18 protein-coding genes are annotated in these 25034 nt (G+C 42.6%); 12 read left to right on the forward strand and 6 right to left on the reverse strand.

Translation table 11 applies throughout. The features are described from left to right. Positions 1 to 7: 7 nt before the first annotated feature. Positions 8 to 1384 carry a Na+/H+ antiporter family protein gene (locus tag AC2SLT_RS07295; protein WP_486546995.1) on the reverse strand — a complete coding sequence of 459 codons (1377 nt, stop codon included), beginning with the start codon at positions 1382 to 1384 and terminating at the stop codon, positions 8 to 10. A 928-nt stretch (positions 1385 to 2312) separates the two neighbouring features. Here AC2SLT_RS07295 and lon point away from each other — a divergent pair. From lon to AC2SLT_RS07330, 7 genes are all read left to right on the forward strand, one after another. Further along, positions 2313 to 4760 carry an endopeptidase La gene (gene lon, locus AC2SLT_RS07300; RefSeq protein ID WP_486547052.1) on the forward strand — a complete coding sequence of 816 codons (2448 nt, stop codon included), beginning with the start codon at positions 2313 to 2315 and terminating at the stop codon, positions 4758 to 4760. A gap of 340 nt (positions 4761 to 5100) precedes the next feature. Further along, positions 5101 to 5652: a superoxide dismutase family protein gene (locus AC2SLT_RS07305; protein ID WP_486546996.1), complete on the forward strand. Its 552-nt coding sequence runs from the start codon at positions 5101 to 5103 to the stop codon at positions 5650 to 5652. A 515-nt stretch (positions 5653 to 6167) separates the two neighbouring features. After that, positions 6168 to 7238: a recombinase RecA gene (recA, locus tag AC2SLT_RS07310; protein ID WP_486546997.1), complete on the forward strand. Its 1071-nt coding sequence runs from the start codon at positions 6168 to 6170 to the stop codon at positions 7236 to 7238. A gap of 35 nt (positions 7239 to 7273) precedes the next feature. Continuing rightward, a complete protein-coding gene (locus AC2SLT_RS07315; RefSeq protein WP_486547053.1) occupies positions 7274 to 8389 on the forward strand; it encodes a regulatory protein RecX in 1116 nt (371 codons plus the stop codon). A 129-nt stretch (positions 8390 to 8518) separates the two neighbouring features. After that, positions 8519 to 10246, forward strand: a complete 1728-nt coding sequence (locus AC2SLT_RS07320; protein ID WP_486546998.1) for an Hsp70 family protein — start codon at positions 8519 to 8521, stop codon at positions 10244 to 10246. A gap of 53 nt (positions 10247 to 10299) precedes the next feature. Continuing rightward, positions 10300 to 12276, forward strand: coding sequence for a hypothetical protein (locus AC2SLT_RS07325; RefSeq protein WP_486546999.1), 1977 nt, complete (start codon positions 10300 to 10302; stop codon positions 12274 to 12276). Between the two features lie 68 nt (positions 12277 to 12344). After that, the gene (locus AC2SLT_RS07330; protein WP_486547000.1) at positions 12345 to 14285 is read left to right on the forward strand and encodes a J domain-containing protein; all 1941 of its coding nucleotides are present in this window, start codon (positions 12345 to 12347) and stop codon (positions 14283 to 14285) included. Positions 14286 to 14309: 24 nt separating this feature from the next. On the opposite strand, the gene AC2SLT_RS07335 is transcribed toward AC2SLT_RS07330, so the two are convergent. Next, positions 14310 to 14912, reverse strand: coding sequence for a GNAT family N-acetyltransferase (locus AC2SLT_RS07335; protein WP_486547001.1), 603 nt, complete (start codon positions 14910 to 14912; stop codon positions 14310 to 14312). A gap of 582 nt (positions 14913 to 15494) precedes the next feature. Between AC2SLT_RS07335 and truD the strand changes: the two genes are divergently transcribed. Then, a complete protein-coding gene (gene truD / locus AC2SLT_RS07340; protein WP_486547002.1) occupies positions 15495 to 16742 on the forward strand; it encodes a tRNA pseudouridine(13) synthase TruD in 1248 nt (415 codons plus the stop codon). Between the two features lies 1 nt (position 16743). Here the strand turns inward: truD and AC2SLT_RS07345 are convergent, their stop codons facing one another. After that, entirely contained in the window at positions 16744 to 17661 is a 918-nt protein-coding gene (locus AC2SLT_RS07345; protein ID WP_486547003.1) for a PHP domain-containing protein, read from the reverse strand. A 368-nt stretch (positions 17662 to 18029) separates the two neighbouring features. Here AC2SLT_RS07345 and AC2SLT_RS07350 point away from each other — a divergent pair, with 368 nt between their 5' ends. The 4 genes from AC2SLT_RS07350 to mnmC2 all read left to right on the forward strand — a co-directional run bounded on the left by AC2SLT_RS07350 (position 18030) and on the right by mnmC2 (position 22398). Then, complete coding sequence (locus AC2SLT_RS07350) at positions 18030 to 18587, forward strand: inner membrane-spanning protein YciB (RefSeq protein ID WP_486547004.1); 558 nt, start codon at positions 18030 to 18032, stop codon at positions 18585 to 18587. A gap of 72 nt (positions 18588 to 18659) precedes the next feature. Next, entirely contained in the window at positions 18660 to 18956 is a 297-nt protein-coding gene (locus AC2SLT_RS07355; RefSeq protein ID WP_486547005.1) for a YciI family protein, read from the forward strand. Positions 18957 to 19062: 106 nt separating this feature from the next. Then, the gene (locus tag AC2SLT_RS07360; RefSeq protein ID WP_486547006.1) at positions 19063 to 19713 is read left to right on the forward strand and encodes a hypothetical protein; all 651 of its coding nucleotides are present in this window, start codon (positions 19063 to 19065) and stop codon (positions 19711 to 19713) included. Between the two features lie 162 nt (positions 19714 to 19875). Beyond that, positions 19876 to 22398, forward strand: a complete 2523-nt coding sequence (mnmC2, locus tag AC2SLT_RS07365) for a tRNA (5-methylaminomethyl-2-thiouridine)(34)-methyltransferase MnmC2 (protein WP_486547007.1) — start codon at positions 19876 to 19878, stop codon at positions 22396 to 22398. Here the strand turns inward: mnmC2 and AC2SLT_RS07370 are convergent. The 3 genes from AC2SLT_RS07370 to AC2SLT_RS07380 form a co-directional block, all read right to left on the reverse strand. Beyond that, the gene (locus AC2SLT_RS07370) at positions 22395 to 23234 is read right to left on the reverse strand and encodes a tRNA threonylcarbamoyladenosine dehydratase (protein WP_486547008.1); all 840 of its coding nucleotides are present in this window, start codon (positions 23232 to 23234) and stop codon (positions 22395 to 22397) included. The genes mnmC2 and AC2SLT_RS07370 overlap by 4 nt on opposite strands. A 296-nt stretch (positions 23235 to 23530) precedes the next feature. After that, positions 23531 to 24382, reverse strand: a complete 852-nt coding sequence (locus tag AC2SLT_RS07375) for a TatD family hydrolase (protein WP_486547054.1) — start codon at positions 24380 to 24382, stop codon at positions 23531 to 23533. Positions 24383 to 24568: 186 nt separating this feature from the next. Then, positions 24569 to 24790: a hypothetical protein gene (locus AC2SLT_RS07380; protein ID WP_486547009.1), complete on the reverse strand. Its 222-nt coding sequence runs from the start codon at positions 24788 to 24790 to the stop codon at positions 24569 to 24571. Positions 24791 to 25034 lie beyond the last annotated feature (244 nt).

Raw genomic sequence — 25034 nt, forward strand, 5'->3', positions numbered from 1 at the left:
CAGCAGGTTACAATACCATCGCTGCAATCCATCCGAAGAGTAATAACGGAATATTAAAATGCAAAAAGGTCGGAATAACACTGTCTTTAATATGATCGTGCTGTCCATCCACGTTTAGTCCCGAGGTAGGTCCTAAGGTAGAGTCAGATGCTGGTGAACCTGCATCCCCAAGCGCACCAGCTGTACCGATAATAGCGACCGTCGCTAAGGGTGAAAAGCCCATTGCCGCACAAAGCGGGACGTAGATGGCGGCAATAATTGGAATAGTGGAGAAAGAAGAGCCGATACCCATGGTGACAATCAGCCCAATCGCTAACATGACCAAAGCGGCTACCGCTTTATTACCCGCAAATAAATTCGTGGCACTCTCAATAAGCGGCGCAATTTGATCCGTGGCTTTCATCACCTCTGCAAAGCCTTGTGCGGTAATCATAATAAAGCCAATCATCGCCATCAGCTTAATGCCTTCATTGAACACATTGTCCGCTTCGTTCCATTTAACAACCCCCGTTGCCATAAATACGCCAAACCCAATTAAGGACCCTAAGAGCAACGAGTCCGTATAAAGCTGAACGATAAATGCCGTTACGATGGCTAATAAGGCTATCAGTGTCTTACCTTTACTTGGGGCAGTGGCTGAAGTCGTGGCCTGAGTCAATACATCCGCGCTTGTCCCCGCATTATTTAAAGTATCTCCATCTAATGGTTGGGCGCTTAAGCTATAGTGACGCGGCTTACGATAACTAAAAAATACTGCGATTAATAAGCCGCTTAGCATGCCAAGTGCCGGAATAGCCATGGCGTGCATCACTGAAATATTTGCGGTATCAAGCCCTGCTTCACCGACGTTTTTTAACATAATTTGGTCGAGATAGATTTCACCAAAGCCGTAAGGCAGGAACATATAGGTGGTGACCAAACCAAAGGTCATCAAACACGCCAGCAGACGCCTGTCTATTTTAAGGCGATTAAATACCATCAGCAGTGGTGGTATAATTAACGGAATAAACGCAATATGAATGGGTATCAAGTTTTGACTAAACACACTCATCAAAATCAGCCCAAAGAACAGCACCCATTTAATCGAGCGAATGCCGCGACCGCCTTGCTGGTGGTTAATATGATTGATGACTGTAGTTGATAAAGACTGCGGTAATCCTGAATGGGCGATGGCCACGGCAAAGGCACCCAGTAAAGCATAGGACAACGCAATTTCAGCCCCATTTTTAATACCGTCTTGGAACGCAACTAAAGTAGCATCGATACCCAGCCCCCCTACTAGCCCACCAACGACAGCACCTATTAATAGGCTAAGCACCACATGTACTCTTGCAAGTGATAGGCCCAACATCACAATTACGGCTAACAATACCGCATTTACCATATTTACTCCTAATAGTTACTCCTGGATATGGAACTGATTGATTAAACAAACACTAGGGTCTGTTGAACATTCAAATATTAGGACTGCTGATAGCTAAAATTGTTCCAAACTAGGCTTAAACCGACGATAATGTCTAGACCTTAGCTAGGTTTATAACAACGTTTGGGGCAATTTTAGCATCAGCCTCACTCGAGCATAGCTCTCGCCTTGCAAACGGGCAAAGCAGTGCTTTGCTTAATACGTGCTCAGGGGCAGGACTGTTTTTTGTCAATATATTGCGAAATTTTCTAACTTAGACTGACTAAGCGTCAAAAATTTCCCTGCATATTGCCTAAAAAACAGCCTCTGCCAGTTCCACATTTGAATGTTCAACAGACCCTTATATAACAATATTTGGATAGTATCTCACCCCAAAAAGATCACCTCTTCCTGCCAATGTCAGTCAGATAAAGCAGACTGCCATGACACCATAACTCGGATATTTTACTTAATTTCGAGTCGATTGTTAGGCTAAGCCTTATAAGACATGACATGATAAGGTAATAAGAATTAAGATAATAAAACTAAACTTGCAATTAAGACCGATGACCACCATTTAATGAGACATAGCATGAAATTATACCTTATCTATTAAATAACCTATCCTAGTTAGACTCGATGAGGCACGCTGAACCTATTATTGGTAGTATTTAATTTGTTGCGTTAGTAATTATCTTGCTCGATAGGGTAATTTTTAGACAGGGTATCACTTCTGATAAAGAAGACATGTGTCACACGAAAAGGAAAAAATATGAGTAAATCCGATAAAGATTATGACAGTAATGTTGAGCAACAACATGATGACAGTATCGATCAGGAACACGTTAAATCAAGCGATACGGAAAGCTCTGCTGATGACGCTGATTTAGCGCCAACAGATTCAGAGTCAATGAATGTGGCACCGAGTAATGAGACCGAGCCAACCTCTTTACCCTTGTTGGCTCTTCGTGATGTCGTGGTATATCCGCATATGCAGATCGCCTTGTTTGTGGGTCGTGAGCCTTCTGTCAAAGCAGTCGAGTCTGCGCAACAGTCCTACAATGACTTGGTGTTAGTCGTCGCTCAAAAAGACTCGCTCACTGAGGATATTGACCAAGACAATCTTTACGAATATGGCACCGTGTGTCGTATAGTGAGTACTATGCCTCATGACAGTGATGAAAACTGTATTAAGGTTCTAATTGAAGGTCAATACCGAGTAAAAGTTGACAGTGTGTTTAATGTCGGTACTGAGTTGCATGGTATTTTCAAACGTAGTGATATTACTTTGGCGATGGATGAGACGCAACAACAAAATACTATTGAGGCATTACGTAGCCTTTTTGCCAATTATGCTGAAGCGCGTCTGCGTAATAGTCGTGAACTGATACGCGTATCAGAACGTATCGAAGATTTGTTAGAGCTGGTGTATTTTATCGCCACCCGGGTGTCAATGGATCTTGATGTCAAACAGCAATTACTCGAGCAAGATGATCTTGCTTTGCACATCAATACTTTGACCGAGTACCTTGCAAAGCAAAGCGCTGAACAATCTATCGAACAAGACATTCAAGACGCTGTACGCCGCCAAATGGAAAACAATCAGCGTGAGTACTTCTTAAATGAGAAGATGAAAGCCATTAAAAATGAGCTGTCTGATTTAAGTGATGGTGCATTTGATGCCGAAGACGATATAGATGAGCTTGAGAACCGCTTAAAAGAAGCTGACTTACCTGATGATGTTCGCAAAAAAGCAGAACAAGAGTTTAAAAAGCTAAAAATGATGCCACCGGCGTCTAGTGAATCATCGGTTGTACGTAACTATGTTGAGTGGATTTTAGATACCCCGTGGAAGAAGACCACCAAAGTATCCATCAAGCTTGATAAAGCAGAAGCGGTACTTGATGAAGATCATTACGGTCTAAAAGATGTCAAAGACCGCATTTTGGAATACTTAGCCGTGCAATCTCGTGTCAAAAAGTTGCGTGGTCCGATTCTATGTTTGGTCGGCCCTCCGGGTGTCGGTAAGACGTCATTGGGTGAGTCTATCGCTCGTGCCACTGGTCGTAAGTTTGTGCGTATGGCGCTAGGCGGAGTACGGGATGAAGCTGAAATTCGCGGTCATCGCCGTACTTATATCGGAGCGATGCCCGGTAAGATCGTCCAATCTTTAGCCAAAGTCGAAGTGAAGAACCCACTGTTTTTATTAGATGAAATCGATAAAATGGCGCAAGACTTCCGTGGCGATCCAGCTTCTGCATTGCTTGAGGTATTAGACCCGTCACAGAATGATAAGTTTAATGACCATTATTTGGATTTAGATTTAGACTTATCTCAAGTGATGTTTATTTGTACCGCCAATAGCATGGATATACCGCCAGCGCTTCTCGATCGTATGGAAGTTATTCGTCTACCCGGTTATACCGAAGATGAAAAAATTAATATTGCTGAGAAGTACTTGGTGCCAAAAGCCATTAAGCAAAACGGTCTTAAAAACAACGAAATTGAGATAGTGCCTGAAGCCTTGCACAGTATCGTTCAACGCTATACCCGTGAAGCGGGTGTGCGTAACCTTGAGCGGGAAGTCAACAAGATTTGCCGTAAAGTCGTACGCGAATCTATTGATAAATATGGGGTTAAGCCCTCTAAAAAGACCAAAATTGACACTGTCGTGGTTAACGCTAACAACATCAGCGACTATCTAGGCGTGCATCAATATGACTTTGGTCTTGCTGAAGAAGAGCCTGAAGTTGGCCGCGTCACAGGTCTGGCTTGGACCAGTGTTGGTGGTGAGTTATTAACCATCGAAGCCATCACTATGCCGGGTAAAGGTGAGTTTGTTTATACAGGGTCACTTGGTGATGTGATGAAAGAATCGATTCGTGCTGCCATGAGTGTGGTTCGGGCACGAGGTGAGACCCTTGGTATCAGCTATGAAGACTTTAAAGCTAAAGACGTCCATGTGCATATGCCAGAAGGTGCGACACCCAAAGACGGTCCTTCAGCGGGTATTGCTTTAACTACTGCGTTAGTGTCTGCAATGACGGGGATCGCTATCCGTCCAGATATTGCGATGACAGGTGAGGTTACCCTACGTGGTAAAGTATTGCGAATTGGGGGTCTTAAAGAGAAGCTTCTAGCGGCACATCGAGGTGGCATTAAGCATGTACTGATACCAGAATCTAATGAGCGTGATTTGGTTGAAATTCCAGACAATGTAAAAGAAGGTCTGACCATTCAGCCAGTTGCAACCATAGATGAAGTGCTTAAAGTCGCTTTGGTAAAAATGCCGAAGCCGCTTAAGCCCAATAAGGTCGCTGTAGATACTACTAAGTCATCAAAAGCGCTACGTAGCTAACCTATGAATTGACCTAAGTATAATAGGAAGCGACTAGATACTTAATTTTGATGTATTTCCAATAGAACGTTATTTTCAAAAGCTGCTTATCTTATAGATAAGCAGCTTTTTTTATTTGTCAGGTTTGTCTCATAGAGATGTATGATACAAGAATAAAATGCAACCATTGTTTACTTTATTAACATTAAATAACTTATTGCAACGCTTACACTAATTGTTTCATTAATCATAGCGTTATACTAATTCCTGTAAGTATTCTAAATATAATAAGCCCAAACATCATTTTAGCTCGTATTTATAATTATTAGTTAAATATACAGTCAATTTATTGGAGTCAAATATGAAAAAATTATTAACCGCCTCAGCTATTATAGCTTCTGCCATTACCCTTAGTGCTTGTCAAAGCAGCAATCCTAATATAAATGGTATTGATCATACGGATCCTGTTCTAAAGTCAAAAATTTATACTGTTGATCAAAACCATGCACAACTTGGCGAGATGTATTTGCGCCCTGTGGATGGGGGTATACAAGTATATGGTAAGCTTGAGGGATTAAACCCTGGTTCAACAGTTGCGGTACATATCCACGAAACGGGTAGCTGCAAAAATATGGGCAAAGCAGCAGGGGGCCACTATAATCCCTATGATAAGCCACATGGTAATCCAGCTTCTGCAGAAAGCCATGCAGGCGATTTGCCTAACGTAACTGCTGATGAGAATGGTGTTGCTACTATGAACTTCGTTAAGAAGGACATTTCTGTTGCAATGTCAGGTTCTAACAGTGTCTATCGTCGTGCCTTTATCGTACATGGCGGCGCTGATGACTATGTTAGCCAACCATCAGGTAATGCTGGTGACCGCATCGCCTGTGGTATCATTGAAAAAATCTAATTATCATTTAGAAAATCTAATGTGATAAGTTCGAATTAATATTCGGTTAACTTATACATTGCTACTATATTGCTATAGTCAAAGGGTCAGCTTTTCATTAAGCTGGCTCTTTTTTGTCATGTGATAACTGTGGTTTACTATTAGTTATTTTCTATCAGTTAAGTGTAGATAGTAATGTTAATGTTTAAAGGGTTGGTTCGACTAAAGCCTCTATCCACACCTTTAGCCACCTTGGGTTATGACCTAATACGTTTCATCCAAACATCCCTTTTATACTTCACTCTATCCGTTTTAGTTATTCACGACAATACCTGTCGCATGGTCACTGCTACCCCCTATCTAGTTACGCTCAATTTGTTATACTTACCCCATACCAGAGACACTCAGTCTCTCCTCCAGTTAACTCAACGCTTATTAACCCAACTATAAACACAATAAATCCACTTAAGCGATATAATGAAACCCCTTTAACTTCAACCTTAACGATAAATAATCAATACAATCAGGACATCACTATGGATGACAACAAAGCCAAAGCGCTCAAAGCTGCCTTAGGTCAAATCGAAAAACAATTTGGTAAAAATACCATTATGCATCTCGGCGACAACTCTGCAGTATTAGATGTTGACGTTGTATCAACCGGTTCACTGGGTCTAGATATTGCCCTTGGTATTGGCGGCTTACCTAAAGGTCGTATCGTTGAGATTTATGGTCCAGAAAGCTCAGGTAAAACCACTCTAACTCTACAAGCGATTGCAGAGTGTCAAAAGCAAGGCGGTACTTGTGCCTTTATCGATGCTGAGCACGCCTTAGACCCTATTTATGCGCGGAAGCTTGGCGTGAATACCGATGACTTATTAGTGTCACAGCCTGATAATGGTGAGCAAGCGTTAGAGATTACCGATATGTTAGTGCGTTCAGGCGCTCTTGATATGATCGTCATTGACTCGGTTGCCGCTTTGACGCCACGTGCTGAGATTGAAGGCGAGATGGGTGACAGCCATATGGGTTTACAAGCACGCTTAATGAGTCAGGCGCTGCGTAAAATCACTGGTAACGCCAAACGCTCTAACTGTATGGTGATCTTTATTAACCAAATCCGTATGAAAATCGGGGTGATGTTTGGGTCACCTGAAACAACAACTGGTGGTAATGCCCTTAAGTTCTATGCCTCAGTTCGTTTAGACATCCGCCGTATTGGTGCTGTTAAGAGTGGCGATGAAATCATCGGTAACCAAACACGCGTTAAGGTTATTAAAAATAAAATGGCACCCCCTTTCCGCCAAGCAGAATTTGAAATTACTTATGGCGAAGGTACCAACCATTTAGCCGAAGTCATTGACTTAGGCGTTGATATTGGTGTCGTCGGTAAAGCCGGTGCTTGGTATAGCTATGGTGATGAAAAGATTGGTCAAGGTAAAGCCAACTCAGTGCTGTTCCTAAAAGACAACCCCGCCATTGCTGAAGAAATCGAAGCCAAGATTCGAGCGGAAAAGTTGGCCGTCGACCCTGAAAAAGGCGCTGAAACAGAGGCTGATAAGCTTGCAGACCCTGAACTTGTGGCTGAAGAAGACTCTGAGGTTTAAACCCTTATTTCTTAATCCTTAATCCTTATTGAATGATGAAAATAAAAACGTTAGCGCAAATTCTAGCGGAGGCTCCGAAGACATCAAAGGGGTCTCACGAGAATAAAGCGCTAAAAAAACAACCGATACCAGCCCAACAAAAGCCACGTGCAGCGTTAACCTCTGCCCGTGGCTTTGCTGTGTCTGACAATAATCAAAATGCACACTCAGACTATTTAAATCTAGACACAAGCTTAGACTCAGTCACTTACTCCTCTCATTCTTCTTGCTCCATTGAGCCTCACAACGACGGACATAAACATAAGACACGAACAAAGCGGCGAAAAAAAACCTTTCACCCTGCCTCCCCCTACCTTCCTAAAATTAACACCAATGAGCCTATTAAAGAGGTCGATCCTAACAGTATCAAAAATCTGTTGGCTCAAGTAAAAGCAGAAAGTGATACCAATACTCAGACCGATAACGATAGCGATAACCATAAAAAAAATAACCATTTTGAAACTAAAAAACCCGACTCGAATAAAACTGCTTGTGCAACAGACCAGAATTCTGGTATAGATAATCTTCCAGAAGCCCTTAAAGCGTACTTAAAAACCCCTGAACAGCGTCAAGCTGAGAAAGAAGAAATCAAAGCAAACAGTCGCCTACGTTGGTTGGCGTTTTATTATCTGTCACGCCGTGAACACTCCGCGGGAGAACTGCGTCAAAAGTTAATCGATAAAGAACAAGACCCTGCTAAGATTGATGAGTTGTTGGCAGAATTTGCTGAAAAAGGCTTTCAGAGTGATTACCGTACGGCGTTAATGCTCATTCGAGAAGGTATTCGAAAACGTCATGGACGAGTACGGATTAAGAACGATTTTTACAAGCGTAAAGTTGAAATGCCCTCGAACATCGACGAGCTCATTGATATGGCGATGGCGGACAATGAAGAGTTTGCAGATGTATTATCAGATAATGAGCTAGTCGAAGGCGTCGACTGGTTGCGTTTGGCAGTGGAAGCTCGCGTAAAAAAATACGGCAATGCCATTCCCACAGAACAAAAACAAAAAGCAAAGCAGTTGCGTTTTTTGCAATACCGAGGTTTTAAGCCGAATATTTGTTTTGAAGCCATTAAATATAACTTAGATAATCTTGATAATAGGTTTTAAGGTTAGGTTTTAAGATTAGGCTTGGAGCTAAGATTTGAATCTAAGGTAAGTTAAAACTTAAGTCTCTTATGGGTTATTATTACCTGTTCCAACATTGTTTAAAATAGCCAGTAAGGTAGAATAAAAATTATGACCAACCCTATTATTGGTATTGACCTTGGCACTACGAATAGCCTCGTTGCTATCTGGCAAGACGGAAAAGCAATCTTAATCCCGAATTCTTTGGGACGACCCCTAACCCCCTCAGTCGTCAGTGTGGATACCGATGGATCGATATTAGTCGGACAAGCCGCGAAAGAGCGTTTAATCAGTCATCCAGAGCAGACCGCCAGTGTCTTTAAGCGCTTTATGGGCAGTCAAAAAATGTATCGCTTGGGTCAACAAAAGTTTAGCCCCGAAGAGCTGTCCTCATTAGTATTGCGCTCCTTAAAGGCAGATGCCGAAGCCTATTTGAATACTTCCGTTACCGAGGCCGTGATTACGGTACCTGCTTATTTTAATGACTATCAACGTCAAGCAACTAAAAATGCCGCTCAGTTGGCAGGGTTAAATGTGCAACGACTATTAAATGAGCCAACTGCCGCTGCGATGGCGTATGGTCTGCATGAAAATAGCGACGACCGTAAGTTCTTAGTTTTAGATCTAGGCGGTGGTACATTTGACGTGACTTTACTTGAGCTATTTTCGGGAATCATGGAAGTAAGGGCTAGCGCAGGCGATAATGCACTAGGCGGTGAGGACTTTACTCAAGTCCTTATCGATGGCTTTATCAACCATCAAAAGCAGCAAGGCTTAACAGAATCTGATGAATTTTGGCAGCAACAACGGCCGCTGTTGTATGCGGTTGCGGAAAATGCCAAGCGGGATCTCAGCAATAACCAGTCAACTGATATGACGCTGACCATCAATGGGACTCCTTATAGATGGCAGGTAACTTCTAGCACTTATGAAGCACTGGCTGAGTCAATATTGCAGCGCTTTCGCACCCCTATCGAACGTGCCATCCGTGACGCGAAGCTGCGTATTAAAGAGCTTGATGACATCGTGCTGGTGGGCGGTGCCACCCGAATGCCTTTGTTCCGTCAACTGATGACGCGCTTGTTGGGTCGTTTCCCTTCGGTAAGCCTAAATCCTGATGAAACCATTGCCATTGGCGCCGCTATCCAAGCAGGGTTGGTGGTAGAAGATGCTGCCTTAGATGAGGTGATACTGACGGACGTATCGCCCTACTCTTTAGGGGTAGATACCTCTATTAACATCAGTGAAAACCATTATCAGCATGGGGTCTTTGCGCCTATCATTGAACGCAATACGGTCATACCCGCCAGTAAAGTCCACACCTTCTATCCCGTACATGACAGCCAAACCGAAGTGCAATTTAACATTTATCAAGGAGAAGCGCGTCTAACACGAGATAATATTAAGATTGGTGAAATGACCGTCGTATTACCGTCTCGTTATCGAGGTAAGGCTCGGGAAGTCCCTCTTAACGTGCGATTCTCTTATGATGTTAATGGGCTGTTAGAAGTGGATATTGATGTTGAAGGCAGTAGCGAGCAGTATAATTTAGTAATCCAAAACGGTGCTAAACAGCTTGATCAGGCCGAGCTGCAACGCTCAAAACAAAAACTGAGTGCCTTAAAGATTCATCCACGAGAACAAGCAGAGAACCGCAACCTACTGGCACGTGCAGAGCGTCTGTATACTCAGCGCCTAGGGTTTGAGCGTGAGCAATTAGCGCGTTTAATTGGCTGGTATGAGGTCACATTAGATAGCCAAGACCCTTTAAAAATTCGCCAAGCCAATATTGAGCTACAAAAAAGCTTAGAGCAGTTTGAAAAAGACGATTGGTTCTAGGAAGCTTAGGGTTTATTGACCCTGTATTGCCCCTGTTAAGTTGGGAATTACGAATGACTGAAACCTGCTGGAATATACTTGGCATTGAACCGACTCATGATGAGCGTGTCATTAAAAAGGCCTATGCGCTAAAGCTAAGAGACAATAAACCGGATAAAAATCCTGCAGGATTCCGCGCATTACGTGAGGCTTATGAGCAAGCGCTTAGCGAGCGTTATTGGTATGAAGAAAATGACGAAGAAAAGTGTGACGATGAATACGATGACAAAAATAATGACGTGGTTAGCGATGACATTGATGAATCGCTACCAGCCATTGGGCCTCAAGCACAACAGCCTCAAGAACGTAAAAATACTGTTTATTTAAATGACAATAGCAATGATGTCTTTCAAGACCATCAGTACCATCAGGACGGTCAAGACTCTCAAAATGGGTTTGAACCGATCAATGACAGCTTATCAAATAAACTTGATAAAGCATTAGACGATGCATTCAATACCCAAAACCAGCACCTTCCCAATGACGATTATTCCAAAGACACTGCTTTTAGCAACACTTTATCAGAACAAAGCACTGTAGTAGATCAAAGCATAGATGAGAACAACTATCCTTTGGTTGATGCCCAGTCGCAGCTTATACAATGGTTTGAACAGTGGGATCAAAGTATCTTAGACCCTGCTGTTAAAGATGACCAAGACGATAAAGATACTGTGGCGGCTGACCTTTATGAAGATGCGGTTAATGAGGTTGATCTACTCCACTCCTTGTATGCCGACTATCATATAGCAGATGAGACGCTTGCTCAGCACTTAAATCAACAATTAGAGCAACTCAAAGACTTTGCACTTGATGATATAAATGATTACGAGCAAACATTGATTGTATTCTTTGAGCATCATCCAAAAGCTTATAGTGAATCATATTTTTTAGCCAAATCTCATTTTGATTGGCAACAGCGTATTGATAGCTGGGACAACTATGAGTACCCGTGGTATCTATTGCGCAGTATGGATGAAAGCTATTCCAGAATCGCTCATTTTGATACCAAAGATAACTTCCTTAAATATATTGCTTCTAAATATCCTATGGTGTATCAACACTGGGACTTTACTCTGCCTGAATTGGTTGTGCCAAGAAAATGGCAGTTTATTCGAGAATTTTTTTGGCCGCACATCGCCTATGATGTCAAGCAACAGCTTAATAACTTAAAGCAGGAGCTTACTTTTTATAAACATTCTGAGTTTGATAATGATTCCTTTGCACACATGGAATACTGGTTAAATCATCCTCAGCTTAAGACCCTAGACAAACGTCTAGGTATTTTTGGGGTTATCAATCTTATAGATTTTATCGCGATAGGATTGGGGTGTTGGGTAGTATTCCAATTTTTAGGTTCTGTCATTGGTTATCAAACAGCCTTTGATGATGGTTTACAAAGTTGGCTAATAATCAGTCTTTTTTATATTTATTGGCAATTTCAATTAAATATTTTTACTCATAGCAAGTTAGATTTAGACTTCATTCCAGATAACTTTTTTTTGGTTTTAGAAGCAATTATACTTTTAATGTTATTTACATCAGCGATAGAAACTTTTCAAAATCCTTCTTTGACAGATACCTATGCTGCATTGCATTTATTTTCATATATCTTTGTATTAATATGGGCTTTAAGACAGGAAAATGTCATCGAGAAAGCTCTTCTAATTCTGAACGCAACGCTTTTATTTATAGTGGTAGGCACGATAAGCGCTGACAATATAAATCCAATAGTTTGGATATTGTTTAGCATACCGATTACTGTCCAACTGCTTAAAAATAAAACACGTCTTTCAATGACATTTATTAGTAAAAAAATACTGTCCGCTTTGGTATTTATGCCATTAATTACATTTTATTTATTGGTTTTTAAGACAACCCCATTATTACTAAATCAAGGTTTATTACTCTCTTCTTTGCTACTTATCCTCGGTGTCATGCTAGTCATGGGCATGACATATAAGGCAATTAATTATTTTAAAATTGATGCTTAACAACTGCATTATGGCTAGATAAATATTTATGTTATATAAAATATTACAAATAAATCAGCGATATTCAAATGACTGAAACCTGCTGGGATATCCTTGGTATTACCTCAACTAATGATGAGCGTGTCATTAAAAAGGCCTATGCGTTAAAGCTAAAAGACAATAAGCCGGATAAAAATACTGAAGGTTTCCGCACGTTACGCGATGCTTATGAACAAGCGCTTAGCGAGCATTATTGGTATGAAAATGACCATTTAGATAGCTTGCAAAACCATGCCAGTGCTGTTGATCCAGACGCTGATTTAACGGCTATTTCAGATATTGATATACCAAATTTAAAAATCGACCTATCGGGGGATGAGAGTGCAAACGCTAGTGCCCATGATTCTTCAATAACTTACTCGCCTATTGATGATTCTTTAGATAATGACTTGTCAGTGCGATGGTTGGTAGATATACCCCCCGAAGAACTGGCGCAGCTTATTGAAGAAAATACCTATCAATTTAAGCCTACAGAACAAGCCAATCAGAATAACGATCTTTTATTACGGCAAGCACAGCAACAGCTTATTCAGTGGCACAATGATTGGCAAGATAGTATTGATAATAATAGTATTGATGTAAATAGTATTGAGGACAAACTCAGAAATGATCTAGAGCTTCTTGTCGACAACAACCCACAAGAGTTACAGCCAGATCATCAAACCACACTGACAGCAGACACACGCCTAACTCAATGCTTGACCGAGCAATTTGAGGCACTTAAAGACTACCCTCTGGATATTGTTGATGATTATGAACGCGCACTGATCATCTTTTTTAATGACTTTCTGAAGGTCTACCCTAAAGCCTATGCACTTGCTAAATCTTACTTTAATTGGCAACAACATATTGATGGCTGGCATGACCCTGATTACCCCTGGTACTTGCTTGAAGAGGCGGAGGAAGGTTACTCGTTAGGTATCAAGTTTGGTAATAAGCCTCGGTTTCGGAACTATATGGCTGACACGTATCCCGTGCTTTATCAGCATTGGGATTTTGACCTGCCTTACTCAAAATCCCCCGATCGTTGGCAGTTTTTTTGTCAACTCTGGTTTCCAACACCCGCTATCGAGCTGAGCAAACAGATCAATGTATTGCAAGCAGAGCTGAAATCTCTAAGCGCGTCCTATTTAATAGATAATGAAGCTATAAATTATCCTCAATTGATAACATTGAAAAAGCGTCTCAGCCCTTTTGGCGCTATCAAATTGACTGACTTCTTGTTTATTGCCATTGGTGCCGCGGCGGTAGTTAGCTCATTGGCATTACTGTTTCATTACCCCTCTGCTTTATGGGATTATATCGGGGTGGTGAGCGTGCTTAGCCTGACCTATTTGTACTGGCAGCTGCATATTAGCTATCTTGTCAATCCAGCGCATCATCTTTTAAGCAAAAACATCCGCATTAGCTGGGGTGTGATGAGTCTCCTGTTATGGATACTGTTTGCAGGTCTTATTCCTGTTATTAATGATTCGTCTATGTTGCCGCTTGCATTTGATAACTATTATGGTGCTCACCTTACGGGCTTTAGCGCACTATTAGCGGTAACTAGCTTTATGCGACCCGCTCACTTAAAGCACATTATTTGGATGAGCGCATTTTGTCTAGTGCTATTCACTACAGTCTTACCATGGGCGGTTGAAGTCACTAATAGTCTTGGTTTTATGGGACCCCAACAAGGTGATATACCGCCACTGATTTGGCTAGTGCCTATGTTACCTGTCTTGCTGGCCACTTTTGGCTCGTACGTTTATCCGCTCAGACCACTGATTCTCATTGGCAAAAATATAATAAGTTTATTTAGCTTAGGCTCTGCCTTATTGGCGTTTATTCTGTTACTTATAGGATCAGATATATTTACCTCACACTACCTGTTATTAACGCTGTTAATGCTCGTTTCTGCTTTAGTATTGCTGTTTATGCTAATGTTTGTCACTACCAACAGCTTTAATGAGCCAGATATGGTTTAATGCCTGATTTCAAGCAAATCTTAGTTATACCGTTTTAACCAGCTCTAACAGATGTAAACCCTCAACCTTTGGTTCTCCATTATTGCTGTCAATAGGAAAAGGTTGGTTCTGACCACTGAGCTGATATCCGCGGCGCTGATAATACGCCAACAAGTCAGGGCACTGCGACAAAATACTCATGGTTAATCGCATCTGACCAGTACTATTTGACCGCAAGTGCCGTTCTGCAAAGGTCTCGGCTGCTGATAAGATTTGATTACCCACACCGACGCCTTGCAGGTTTGGATCTACTGCAAATAATCCAATATAAGCGCTATTGAGCTCCGGCTGGAATTTAACAGAGATACTGCCTAATAGCTGTCCTGTTTCAGGGGCGTCAACGTTTGAATCGGGTTTAGAATTCTGCTCACTTAATTCTGAGCGATCGACTTCAGGATAAACAAAAAAGTAAGAGTTATCATCGTTAATAATGGAAGTGATTTCTTCAGGTGTGGTACGAATACCACCCACTAAGTGTGATTCGTTGGTCCAGCCGACGTCACTTCGAAACGTTAGGTTTAATAAGTCAACGATGGCGGGTACATCTTCTAACGTTGCTTGTCGTAAAAATATTTCTGGCTTTGACATAGTAAATAACTCGTAAAATAAAGTTAGGTAGCATTAAAGAGCAAATGCATTAGTGTGAGCATTCTGCTCTGTCTTATTTATTCTGCACTTAATTAATCGACGCTTAATTAGGCTAATATTACACGCTACAATCAATTTATAAAATACTGTTTTGCACTCTCTTCGATGCCAATATGATACCAAATCTAAAAATAGACCTATCAAGGAAGGCAAATCCAAACGCTACAAATCAAACCCTTTAAATAGTCGGTTCAATGAGTCTGACTGAGACTGACCAAACCCGAAAAGGATAGGTTATTTTAAAAAAAGGTATGGAATACCGTCGTGAGCGTAAAAAGAGAGTGCGGTTTAGCCTCGATTGTAGCGGTATACTGCTAGGTTAGGCGTGCTGCTATGACAAGTGTTGGCAAGGCAACGCGAAGCAAGTGACTTGCCAACACTTAGTCATCGCTGCGCCTAATCTGGCAGATATAGCGAAAAAGCGAGATTAGCTCCCACAAAATTTTAATCTTAAAACCCGTACTGACAACATAAGCCATTATCCATGATATTATCACTGCAAACTTCCAATCTGAGTGTTTTATGACCGATACCCGCCCTCTTGAAACGATACTGTCACCCGATGATATCAAGCAATTAACCGATACCAGTCAGTTAGCACAGCCTTATCGACCGCCTATTTTGAAGGCAACGTTTAAACAAACGCCTCAAGACTTTGAGGTCACTGAAGTGCTCGATATTGAGTTCAGTGGTGAGGGTGAGCACTTATGGATGCTGATTAAAAAGACGGGGATGAACACCAGTTATGTCGCTGAGCAACTGGCCAAATGGGCTAAAATATCAAGCCGTGATGTGGGCTACTCGGGCTTAAAAGACCGCCAAGCCGTGACCACTCAATGGTTTAGCCTGCGACTTCCCAAAAAAGAGCTACCAGCAACGACGTTTAGTGATTTTATCGCATCAACGGCATCAACACAGGACATATCAGTTCAATCGCATCAACATCATCAACATCAATCCCATCAACCTCAAAATCAACCTACAGAAAGCATTGAAATACTTAAGCAAGTTTGGCACAGCAAGAAGCTTAATAGAGGCACGCACGACGCCAATCACTTCGTTATCGTGTTGCGTGATATTGAGCTCGACCCTGATGTGGCATCTAATCAAAACGCAGTCGATGAGCTGTTAAATGTGATTAAAGGACAAGGCGTGCCCAACTACTTTGGGGAACAGCGCTTTGGTCGTAACGGCAGCAATATCGCTGACGCGGTTGAGTGGTTTGAGCACGGTACCATCAACGGGCGAAAGCCGCATCCGAAAAAGAGCCGTGATCGACAGTCGATAATACTATCCTCTGCCCGAAGTGCTATTTTTAATCAGATACTAAGCAAGCGCGTGGCAGATAATAGCTGGCATATGGGATTAGACGGTGATGTATTCAACTTAGATGGCTCAGGCTCAGTGTTTGCTACTGAGCAACTTGATGATGAATTACGCAATCGCTTAGCGACTGGTGACATTCATCCAACAGGACCACTTTGGGGCATTAACAATGACAAAGTTACGGGGGTTGCTAAAGCGTTAGAAGAGGCCGTTATTAACGAAAATCCGGTGCTGCAACGTTTGGCTCAAGGTCTTAAAGCCAGACAAATCAAAACCATGCGCCGTGCACTGCGTATGCCAATTAGTGACTTGGATTGGTCTTGGGATACCGGTGACTTGCACACGCACTCACAAAACCCAAACCTGACGTTAGCGTTTAGCTTACCGACAGGTAGCTTTGCCACCAGTGTGCTCGCAAGCTTAGTCCAACATTTGCAACGCTAAATTAGGCAATCATATCTTCGATGACTAGGGTTTGTCCTTCCGCTAAGCTTGGGACATCCCCCAATCGACGCCAAGGCATACTGGTACCATGAAAGTCGCTACCGGTAGAGACCTGTAGACCATGCTCGGCGATACAGCGGTCTACCATCCGACGCTTGCTAATCGGCTCATCAATACTCGGTAACTCACAAGCATCACCGCCAAACTGAGCAAACTCAGCAATGAGCTTTCGCACACGGGTGGCAGATAAATTGTAGCGGGTAGGATGGGCCAATACCGCCTTACCGCCACAGCGATGTATTAAACGAATCGTGTCTTGCATACTTAAGGTTTCGATAGGAACATAAGCGGCTTTATTATCGGCTAGATACTTATCGAACGCCTTTTGCATGGTGGGAACCACCTCTTTTTCCAACATAACTCTGGCGATATGCGCCCGTCCAACGGCATCGGCATTACCATCTGCTTTGTCTAATACTGCTTGCCATAATTCATCAAAATCATAACCGGTTAATTCAGCGACTTTTTCAACAATCATGCGACCCCGGTTGCCACGACTGGTCTGAATATGAGTCAATGTGGCATTCATTTCATCGAAGTTATCAAACCCCAAAGCAAGCACGTGGATCACCTTATCTTTCTCTTTATTTTTGCCATAGCCACCCGTTAAGGTATGTTGACAGCTTATTTCCACCCCATTGATTAGAGTCATGCCCAACTGTTCAGCGACTTTTTTGGCTTCCGGAATACCCTTTAAGGTATCGTGATCGGTTAAGGCAAAGATATCGATATTGGCATTATGGGCTTTTTGTAGTAGCTCGGTGGGAGAGTTACTGCCATCTGAGCAGGTACTGTGGCTGTGTAAATCGATACGTTTATAAGCAAGGCTTGAGTTTGAAAGAGACTGACTGTTTGACATATTTAAAGGCTTTCATGTAAGAATTATTTAAAAGGGTTATTTAAGTAGTTATTGTAACGGTTAATTAATTATTATGTCGAAAAATTGGTAAATGGACGTTTCCATCGTAGCAATGCCTTTTTTTTGTGGGTCATGCCGTGTAAACTATTGCCACAGATTACATTCAATCGTTTATAGTCAACACGTATAGTCAGCGAACTACTAAACGGCTACGGCGTTAACCTCGTTAAGCCTACTCCCGTATTAGATGCTACTTGCACTCAGTTGCCTTGTAACCATTTTAGGCTTCTTTGACTATACATTATAGTCTATACAGGTTTTAAGAACTGAATCGACTCATCCCCTTCTTCTTACTTATTGTGACCGATATGAAAGCATTGCTGGACTTTATACCTTTATTAGCGTTTTTTTACTTTGCCAAAACTCAAGGCATTTTAGCGGGTGCTGCGGCGATCTTAGTGGCAACGATCGTGGTTGCTGTCATACATTTAATCACTCAGAAAGGTCGCCTTACTAAACAACAAGCCATCACGCTCATACTTACCGTGTTATTTTGTGGATTAACCTTACTATTTAGCGATGATATTTATTTAAAATGGAAATCTACGGTTATTAACGGTATCTTTGCGGTTGCGCTTATTGTCAGTGTCTTAATTGGTAAGCCTTTATTACAGATGGCTATGAAGAATGTGTTTACGCTTACCAAGTCAGGCTGGAACAAACTGACTATTGCATGGGCAGGCTATTTTATTATCATGGCAGGGCTACAGTACTATTTTGCGTTTTATACCAGTAATGAGACTTGGATCAATTTTAAGAGCTGGGGCTGGCTACCCTTTATGCTGGTGTTTATGGTTGGGCAGTTTGTTATACTTAAAAACTATATCAATCCTGAAATCAGCGATGATAAGTCTAAAAGGCCATAACGCACCATCAGCGTCTATCCCTTTTCGGACTTACGTTCTATCTACTTGCGTTCATGTTATATGAGGTCTTTTATGCCACAATTTATGATTATCGGTCATGATGTTGCTGACTCCACTGAGCTTAGACAACAAACTCGTCCGGCTCATGTCGAACGTCTAAAACAACTAGAGTCCGAAGGTCGACTCATTATCGCCGGTCCTAACCCAATCGAACATGGTAAAGATGCCATGTCAGGCAGTCTAATCGTTGCCGAATTTGAGAGTTTACAAGCCGTTCAAGACTGGGCCAGCGAAGAGCCGTATTTAAAAGCTGGGGTATACAGCCATGTCGATATTAAACCGTTTATCAAGACGTTACCTTCTACTTAAATAGCTGCTCATTTTATTAATAATAAATTAGTATTAGGTTAACCTTCTTTTAAACTTATATTAGCCTCCTATTAAATAGCCACCGGCTCTATGGAATCAAACTACCATGCCTGCTTTTGAAAACTTTACCTATCGATCGGATGTGCCCCACTCTAACGCAACACATCATAATGTAAATGATAGCCAGCGTCCTAGCACCGAGACATTCCTCTCACTATGTAGAGCGACTACTGTTGCAGTGGTGTGTACGCTAGCCGTAGGTATGGTTCCAATGACGGCGTTCGCAGAGCCAACAGTGGTGGTGAACAACCCCAACCCTAATAGTGCTCAAAACGCGGCACCCAATACTGCTGCGAATAATCAAAATACTAACGGGGCTGTCAACGCCAATGCTCCGACCGATCCGCAAGTAGCACCGCCACCCGCCAGCCCTTTTAACAATACAACTGATCAGCAAAATCCTAACGGCAATCCTAATGCTATAGGCGCACCCACTGGCAATGCCTTGGACAATCCCAATAGCCTTGCAAGCAATATGCACCCAAGTGATCAATCGTTGTCAGATGCTAACCAACAACTGCTAAGTCGCAATGCTCAGTTACAACGCGATGTAAATGATCTTGAGACTCGAGTCAACGTATTGATTAATGAGCGCAGTGGGCAACTGTTTATGTATGGCGCAGTTACCGTTGTGTTGTCATTATTTGCAGGTTTTGTATTAGCGTGGTTTATTTTTAGCCGTCGTGAACGTTGGTAGGCGCATAACGCTATCTTAGCTTAGGACGAAAACCAAGACCAATTCCAAGATTAAAACTAAGACCAAAAATAAAACAAGACTGAATCGTACTATTCGAGACTGACTCTTTATTGGTATTTTGAGTATTGGTATATTGAGCCACTGGTCATTAGGGTGATGCAAATGAATGAGGTTACGCCTGCACAACTCACTTGGACCGAGGACGATCTAGGCAACTTAGTGCCCGTCTCTGAGATCTTTGGTGATGTGTATTATTCCTTAGCTGATGGCCTAGCAGAGTCGCGATGTGTCTTTATTGACCAAAATAAACTACCTGAACGCTTCTTAGCGTTATTTGAAAATGCCTATTGTCAAAGTAAAACTGTTCACATTTCATTGAATCATAACGACAGCGATTGTCACTCTACCCGCAATAAGACTAATATTTTTACCATTGCTGAGCTTGGGTTTGGCACAGGTCTTAATGTACTCGTAACGTGGCAGCTATGGCGGTCGATCAAATCAAAAGTTCGCTCGACAACTGAACTAAATGACGACAGTCTGTCAAACCCACCTAGATTGCACCTTATTAGCACTGAAAAGCACCCGCTAACCCATGCCGATTTGACCCGTAGCCTTGACAGTTGGCAACATAAAGACCCAAGCTTATCGCCATTGATTGAGCAATTATTAGCACTCTACCCCACCTTAATATCCGGCTGTCACCGTCTGCATTTAGACAGTGATGTGACGTTGGACCTATGGCTTGGCGATGCGGCACAAAGCTTACAAAAATTGGCCGGTCCAAATGGCAGTACATCTCACCTCACGCATCAAACACAGACTCAGACCAATCCAGCTTATCAGTCTTATCATTCCATGCCAGCCAGTGTTGATGCCTGGTACTTAGATGGCTTTGCGCCGTCTTGCAATGAATCCCTGTGGGCGGATCAGATATTTGAGCAAGTGGCTCGATTGTCAAAGTCAGGAACCACAGCCGCTACGTTTAGTAGTGCCGGTGTGGTCAAACGCGGCTTAAGAGCGGCCGGCTTTGCTATTAAGAAAGCCAAGGGTTTTGGCCGTAAACGAGAAATGCTCACGGCGATTAAAAATCAGGATTTGACAGATAGCACTACGGATAATTTGCTACGTAACGAGTCAGGTCATGATGGACATGTTGAAAACCAGCGTGTTGAAAACCAGCGTGTTGAAAACCAGCGTGTTGAAAACCAGCGTGTTGAAAACCAGCGTGTTGAAACAGTACCGTATGAAACCCAGCAAGTTAATCTGCCAAAAGAGATACATTCCAAAATATCAAACAATACTCGTCAAGTTCATCGTCACCTGTATCATCATGTGGCAGTGATCGGTGGCGGTATTTCTGGTTTAATGTCGGCATGGGCGTTAGCGCAGCGTGGTATTCAAGTAACTATCATTGACAAACAAGCGCCCTTAGCTGGCGCATCGGGAAACCCACGGGCTCTACTGGCTCCGAAGATGACGCCTATTGGACATGTGGCGGAGCATCTGCACAGTATCAGCTATTTATACTCTGAGCGCTTTTATCGTCAATTAGACCATCAATTAGAACGGCAATTAGATCGGCAACGTCAGACGCAGAAAACCAATGATGAGCCTATTTTCAGTCCTGTCTTTGAGCCATGCGGTACGCTCGATCTACTGCTAAAAGCCAATGTGGATGTTGAACAAATTGCTCAATACCCTGATCAAATGGCGACCACCTTATCACCTACAGACGCCAAAGAGTTATCAGGTCTCACCCAACAAGATCTCCAGCGAAACTTATATCTACCACAAGCCGGATTAGTGAACCCAAAAGCCTTATCAGAGATTGTATTAGCGCATCCGAATATTGGCTTCAAACAAGGCACCATTGAGCGTATAGAAGTCTCAAATAACGCAGCACAACACACGAATAAAGGCACCGGTAAAGCTAAGGATGAAAATAATAATGAAGCTAAGAATACAGCCAAAGAGATAGAAGCAGAGATAGATTCAGACAATATTAACGGTGCAAATAAAGCCTTAAACCAAAGCGTCACTCTTCAGGTGGCAAATCAAGACAGTATCGTTGCCGATGCGGTTATCATTGCTGCCGCATTTGACAGCAAATATTTGGATTCACGACTATTTGAATGTCGCAAAATCCGAGGTCAGTTGTCTTGGTTTGAGCCCACGGCTGATCAGCTTGCATCTCTGCCCAAGCTACCGCTTAAATATGGTGGCTATTGTGCTACCTTTATGCCCCATCATCACGATGAACAGTTGAATCCAGTGACGCCCAACAACCCAACATTTTTACTGGGCGCAAGCTTCGTGCGAAATGATATTTCTACTAACATCCGTGACAGTGAACATGCTGTCAATCTTGATAAGTTGATCTCCGCAATTCCCGAATTAGCGTCTGTGCTAAACAATACGACAGAAAGCCAATCATTTGCAGGATGGCACGCCCGTGTTGGCATCCGCGCACAGACACCTGACTATCATCCGTTGGTTGGGCAAGTTGATGATGCTGGGCTCATCTGGACAATGAGTGGTATGGGCTCAAAAGGCTATGCGTTTGCTCCACTATGCGCGCAAGTATTGGCCGACTGCATGACGGGGCAATTCACTCCGCTACCCAGCGCCTTATTAGACAGGCTCTCGCCGCAACGCAAAAGCTTACAAAAGCCGTTACCCTAATGACTCAATAACGTCAACGCTTCACTAACCATCACCATGCCCACCACTGAGGTGATAGCGACCGCTGAGCCATAACCGCCGCAATGCAGCCCTCCGTTCCCTCCAGTCCCCGCAACCTGACAGCTACCATCGGCTGACTTATTAACAATCGGCGGCTGAGTCGAATACACACAGCGAATACCAAACTTCTCCTTCATCTGTTGATTGATACCATGTTCATGGCGCAACTTACTGCGCATACGCGCCAACAATGGGTCTTGATAGGTGTCCTTTAAGTCACTGACCGTAATTTGCAGTGGGTCGGTTTTACCGCCTGCACCGCCCGCACAAATCAGCTTTAGCTTATTAAATCGACAATGCAGCGCAATTGCCAGTTTGGCTGCCATATCATCGGTACAGTCGAGTATCATAGTTGCCTCTCCATCAGCGAGTCTCGATTTAGCGTGCTCACGACTAGGTAATAATTCAGCGACATTCTCTGCGGTTAAAAAGTCATCAACGAGGTGAAGCTCAAGTCTTGGATTGATTTGACGGGCACGCTTCGCCATTGCTTCAATTTTACTTTCCCCAAAGCTTGAGTCCATTGCCGGCAGCTGTCGATTGACATTCGAGGCGACAAGCACATCCATATCTATCAAGGTCAATTTACCAATCGCCGTTCGCGCCAGCCCTTCGACTGCCCACGTCCCTACACCACCAACCCCGATCACGATAACATGTGCGTGTTCAAAGTTGTGAAAGCTCTGTTGCCCATATAGAGTTTGCGTGCCTTGAAAACGGCGCGCATATTGAGTCGTGTCTGTTTGTTGAGCCTGATCAAGCGTTTTGGATGTCATAATATATGTGCTTTTAATAAAGGTAATAAAACATAAAATGAAAAATTATAAACTGAAATAAGACAATATCAATGTGGAGCTCATCCAGCTTTACGCTACTATCTTGGCACGCACTGAGGCGTGCGCTAAAGGTACGTGTCGTTTCTGCTATCACGATATCGCCACTTACCAAGCGCACGCATCTCAGTGCTTACCCAAGTATATCCGCTGCAATCTGGGCTAAACCGCTCTATCCTTTCTCGCTATTTATAAGCTTTCTTACTCAGAATTAACTGTCTCACTCAGAATAAATTGTCTCACTCAGGATAAGACCAATCAACCCTCAATGCCTCACAGCTATTTCTCCATAACTGTGGCGCTAGTATCTGCACATCTACCGCTAATAAATCACTAAGACTATGTAGCACATGTGTTAGATTACCTGGCACATTGCGGGTGGGCTCATGACCCTGTTGACAACAAACTGGTGTCATATCAGGACAGTCCGTCTCTAACACTATGCACTGAATACCATACTCGCTCACCGCTTCGCTAATTGCACGTCGCAGCTTTTTGGCATTTGGATTCGTTACCTGACCCGTCACCCCTAGTTTAAAGCCCAGCTTTACAAAGGCTTTGGCTTCTTGCTCACCGCCACTAAAGCTGTGCGCAATACCGCCAAGCTGATGCGCATCGTAGGCATGATGTTTGAGTAGCTGTAGGCACTCGGCATGGGCTTTACGAATATGCAGTAACACTGGCAACTGATGCTGCACCGCTAAGTCGAGCTGAATGCTAAAGAAGCGCTTTTGTTTGGCAACAGACGCCTCTGCTTTTAACGCATCCGTAAAAGTATCTAAGCCAATCTCGCCGAGTGCAAGATGCGGGTGCTGCTGCAAAAACTCCGCCAAATAATCCAGATCGGACTCACTATGATCATCAATATAAGCTGGATGTAAGCCGCTGGTCAAATGCGCTTTTGGCACAGGTTTTGTCTTGCTTTGTAGGTTCTCTAATTGGGCTTGCGTACTGATCAAGCGTTCAAAATAGGTTGCTAAATAGCCGATTAATAGCAAATGTCGCACACCGGAATGATAAGCAGAATGCGCCAGTTGCTCCCTATCGTGATCAAACACGACGTCATCAAAGTGGGTATGCGTGTCGATCATAGGATAGATTGATTCACTTTGTTTGACGTTAATTGGATTAGCGTTAAGTGGGTTGGTGTTAAATGGTGTTGCATCCAGTGTGGCAGTAGGCATAGGTGATCACGGTTACCCTTATCATTAGGGATTATTAGGGATTATTAGGGGTGTGTTTATAACTAATATTGAGTTTAAATAGAGCGAAGCTGTTTAAGAGTTATTATCGGTATTTTCATTGTCTTTAACATCAGCGTCTGTATCAGCATCTAAATTACGTTGCTTATCAAGAATGGGATGTTTCTCATTATTGGCATGGCTATTATTAGGGCTTCCTTCATCAGCGCTTCGCTGAGACTGTCGGCTACTGCGCCTTGGTATCAGCAATAATGCCACACCCACTGCACTAAGCTTTACTAATTTAGAAAGTTTCATATGATTCTCTGAGTTAGTTTTTCATTAAGCCACTTTTATTCATGTATTTTTATTCATATATTTTTATTCAAGCACTTATATTAAGTCATTTTGAAACGAAATACGCTTAAATTGAAAAAATACAACATGTAACAAAAATCTTTATTGCACAGCGTTATATTGTACGTAAACCTAGTTTAACTATCAAACTAAGCTGAATGTGTGGTTTAGATATTAGTTGACTAGTAGATTGATTGTTAATAGA

It is taken from the genome of Psychrobacter sp. CX18 (assembly GCF_057396215.1).

What these genes read in the sequence shown, in the direction of transcription:
- AC2SLT_RS07330 (WP_486547000.1), top strand. Translation starts at nt 12,345, where the DNA reads ATGACTGAAACCTGCTGGGATATCCTTGGTATTACCTCAACTAATGAT.
- AC2SLT_RS07375 (WP_486547054.1), bottom strand. Translation starts at nt 24,382, where the DNA reads ATGATCGACACGCATACCCACTTTGATGACGTCGTGTTTGATCACGAT.
- AC2SLT_RS07350 (WP_486547004.1), top strand. Translation starts at nt 18,030, where the DNA reads ATGAAAGCATTGCTGGACTTTATACCTTTATTAGCGTTTTTTTACTTT.
- AC2SLT_RS07355 (WP_486547005.1), top strand. Translation starts at nt 18,660, where the DNA reads ATGCCACAATTTATGATTATCGGTCATGATGTTGCTGACTCCACTGAG.
- lon (WP_486547052.1), top strand. Translation starts at nt 2,313, where the DNA reads ATGAATGTGGCACCGAGTAATGAGACCGAGCCAACCTCTTTACCCTTG.
- mnmC2 (WP_486547007.1), top strand. Translation starts at nt 19,876, where the DNA reads ATGAATGAGGTTACGCCTGCACAACTCACTTGGACCGAGGACGATCTA.
- AC2SLT_RS07320 (WP_486546998.1), top strand. Translation starts at nt 8,519, where the DNA reads ATGACCAACCCTATTATTGGTATTGACCTTGGCACTACGAATAGCCTC.
- recA (WP_486546997.1), top strand. Translation starts at nt 6,168, where the DNA reads ATGGATGACAACAAAGCCAAAGCGCTCAAAGCTGCCTTAGGTCAAATC.
- AC2SLT_RS07360 (WP_486547006.1), top strand. Translation starts at nt 19,063, where the DNA reads ATGCCTGCTTTTGAAAACTTTACCTATCGATCGGATGTGCCCCACTCT.
- AC2SLT_RS07335 (WP_486547001.1), bottom strand. Translation starts at nt 14,912, where the DNA reads ATGTCAAAGCCAGAAATATTTTTACGACAAGCAACGTTAGAAGATGTA.
- AC2SLT_RS07325 (WP_486546999.1), top strand. Translation starts at nt 10,300, where the DNA reads ATGACTGAAACCTGCTGGAATATACTTGGCATTGAACCGACTCATGAT.
- AC2SLT_RS07315 (WP_486547053.1), top strand. Translation starts at nt 7,274, where the DNA reads ATGAAAATAAAAACGTTAGCGCAAATTCTAGCGGAGGCTCCGAAGACA.
- AC2SLT_RS07345 (WP_486547003.1), bottom strand. Translation starts at nt 17,661, where the DNA reads ATGTCAAACAGTCAGTCTCTTTCAAACTCAAGCCTTGCTTATAAACGT.
- truD (WP_486547002.1), top strand. Translation starts at nt 15,495, where the DNA reads ATGACCGATACCCGCCCTCTTGAAACGATACTGTCACCCGATGATATC.
- AC2SLT_RS07370 (WP_486547008.1), bottom strand. Translation starts at nt 23,234, where the DNA reads ATGACATCCAAAACGCTTGATCAGGCTCAACAAACAGACACGACTCAA.
- AC2SLT_RS07305 (WP_486546996.1), top strand. Translation starts at nt 5,101, where the DNA reads ATGAAAAAATTATTAACCGCCTCAGCTATTATAGCTTCTGCCATTACC.
- AC2SLT_RS07380 (WP_486547009.1), bottom strand. Translation starts at nt 24,790, where the DNA reads ATGAAACTTTCTAAATTAGTAAAGCTTAGTGCAGTGGGTGTGGCATTA.
- AC2SLT_RS07295 (WP_486546995.1), bottom strand. Translation starts at nt 1,384, where the DNA reads ATGGTAAATGCGGTATTGTTAGCCGTAATTGTGATGTTGGGCCTATCA.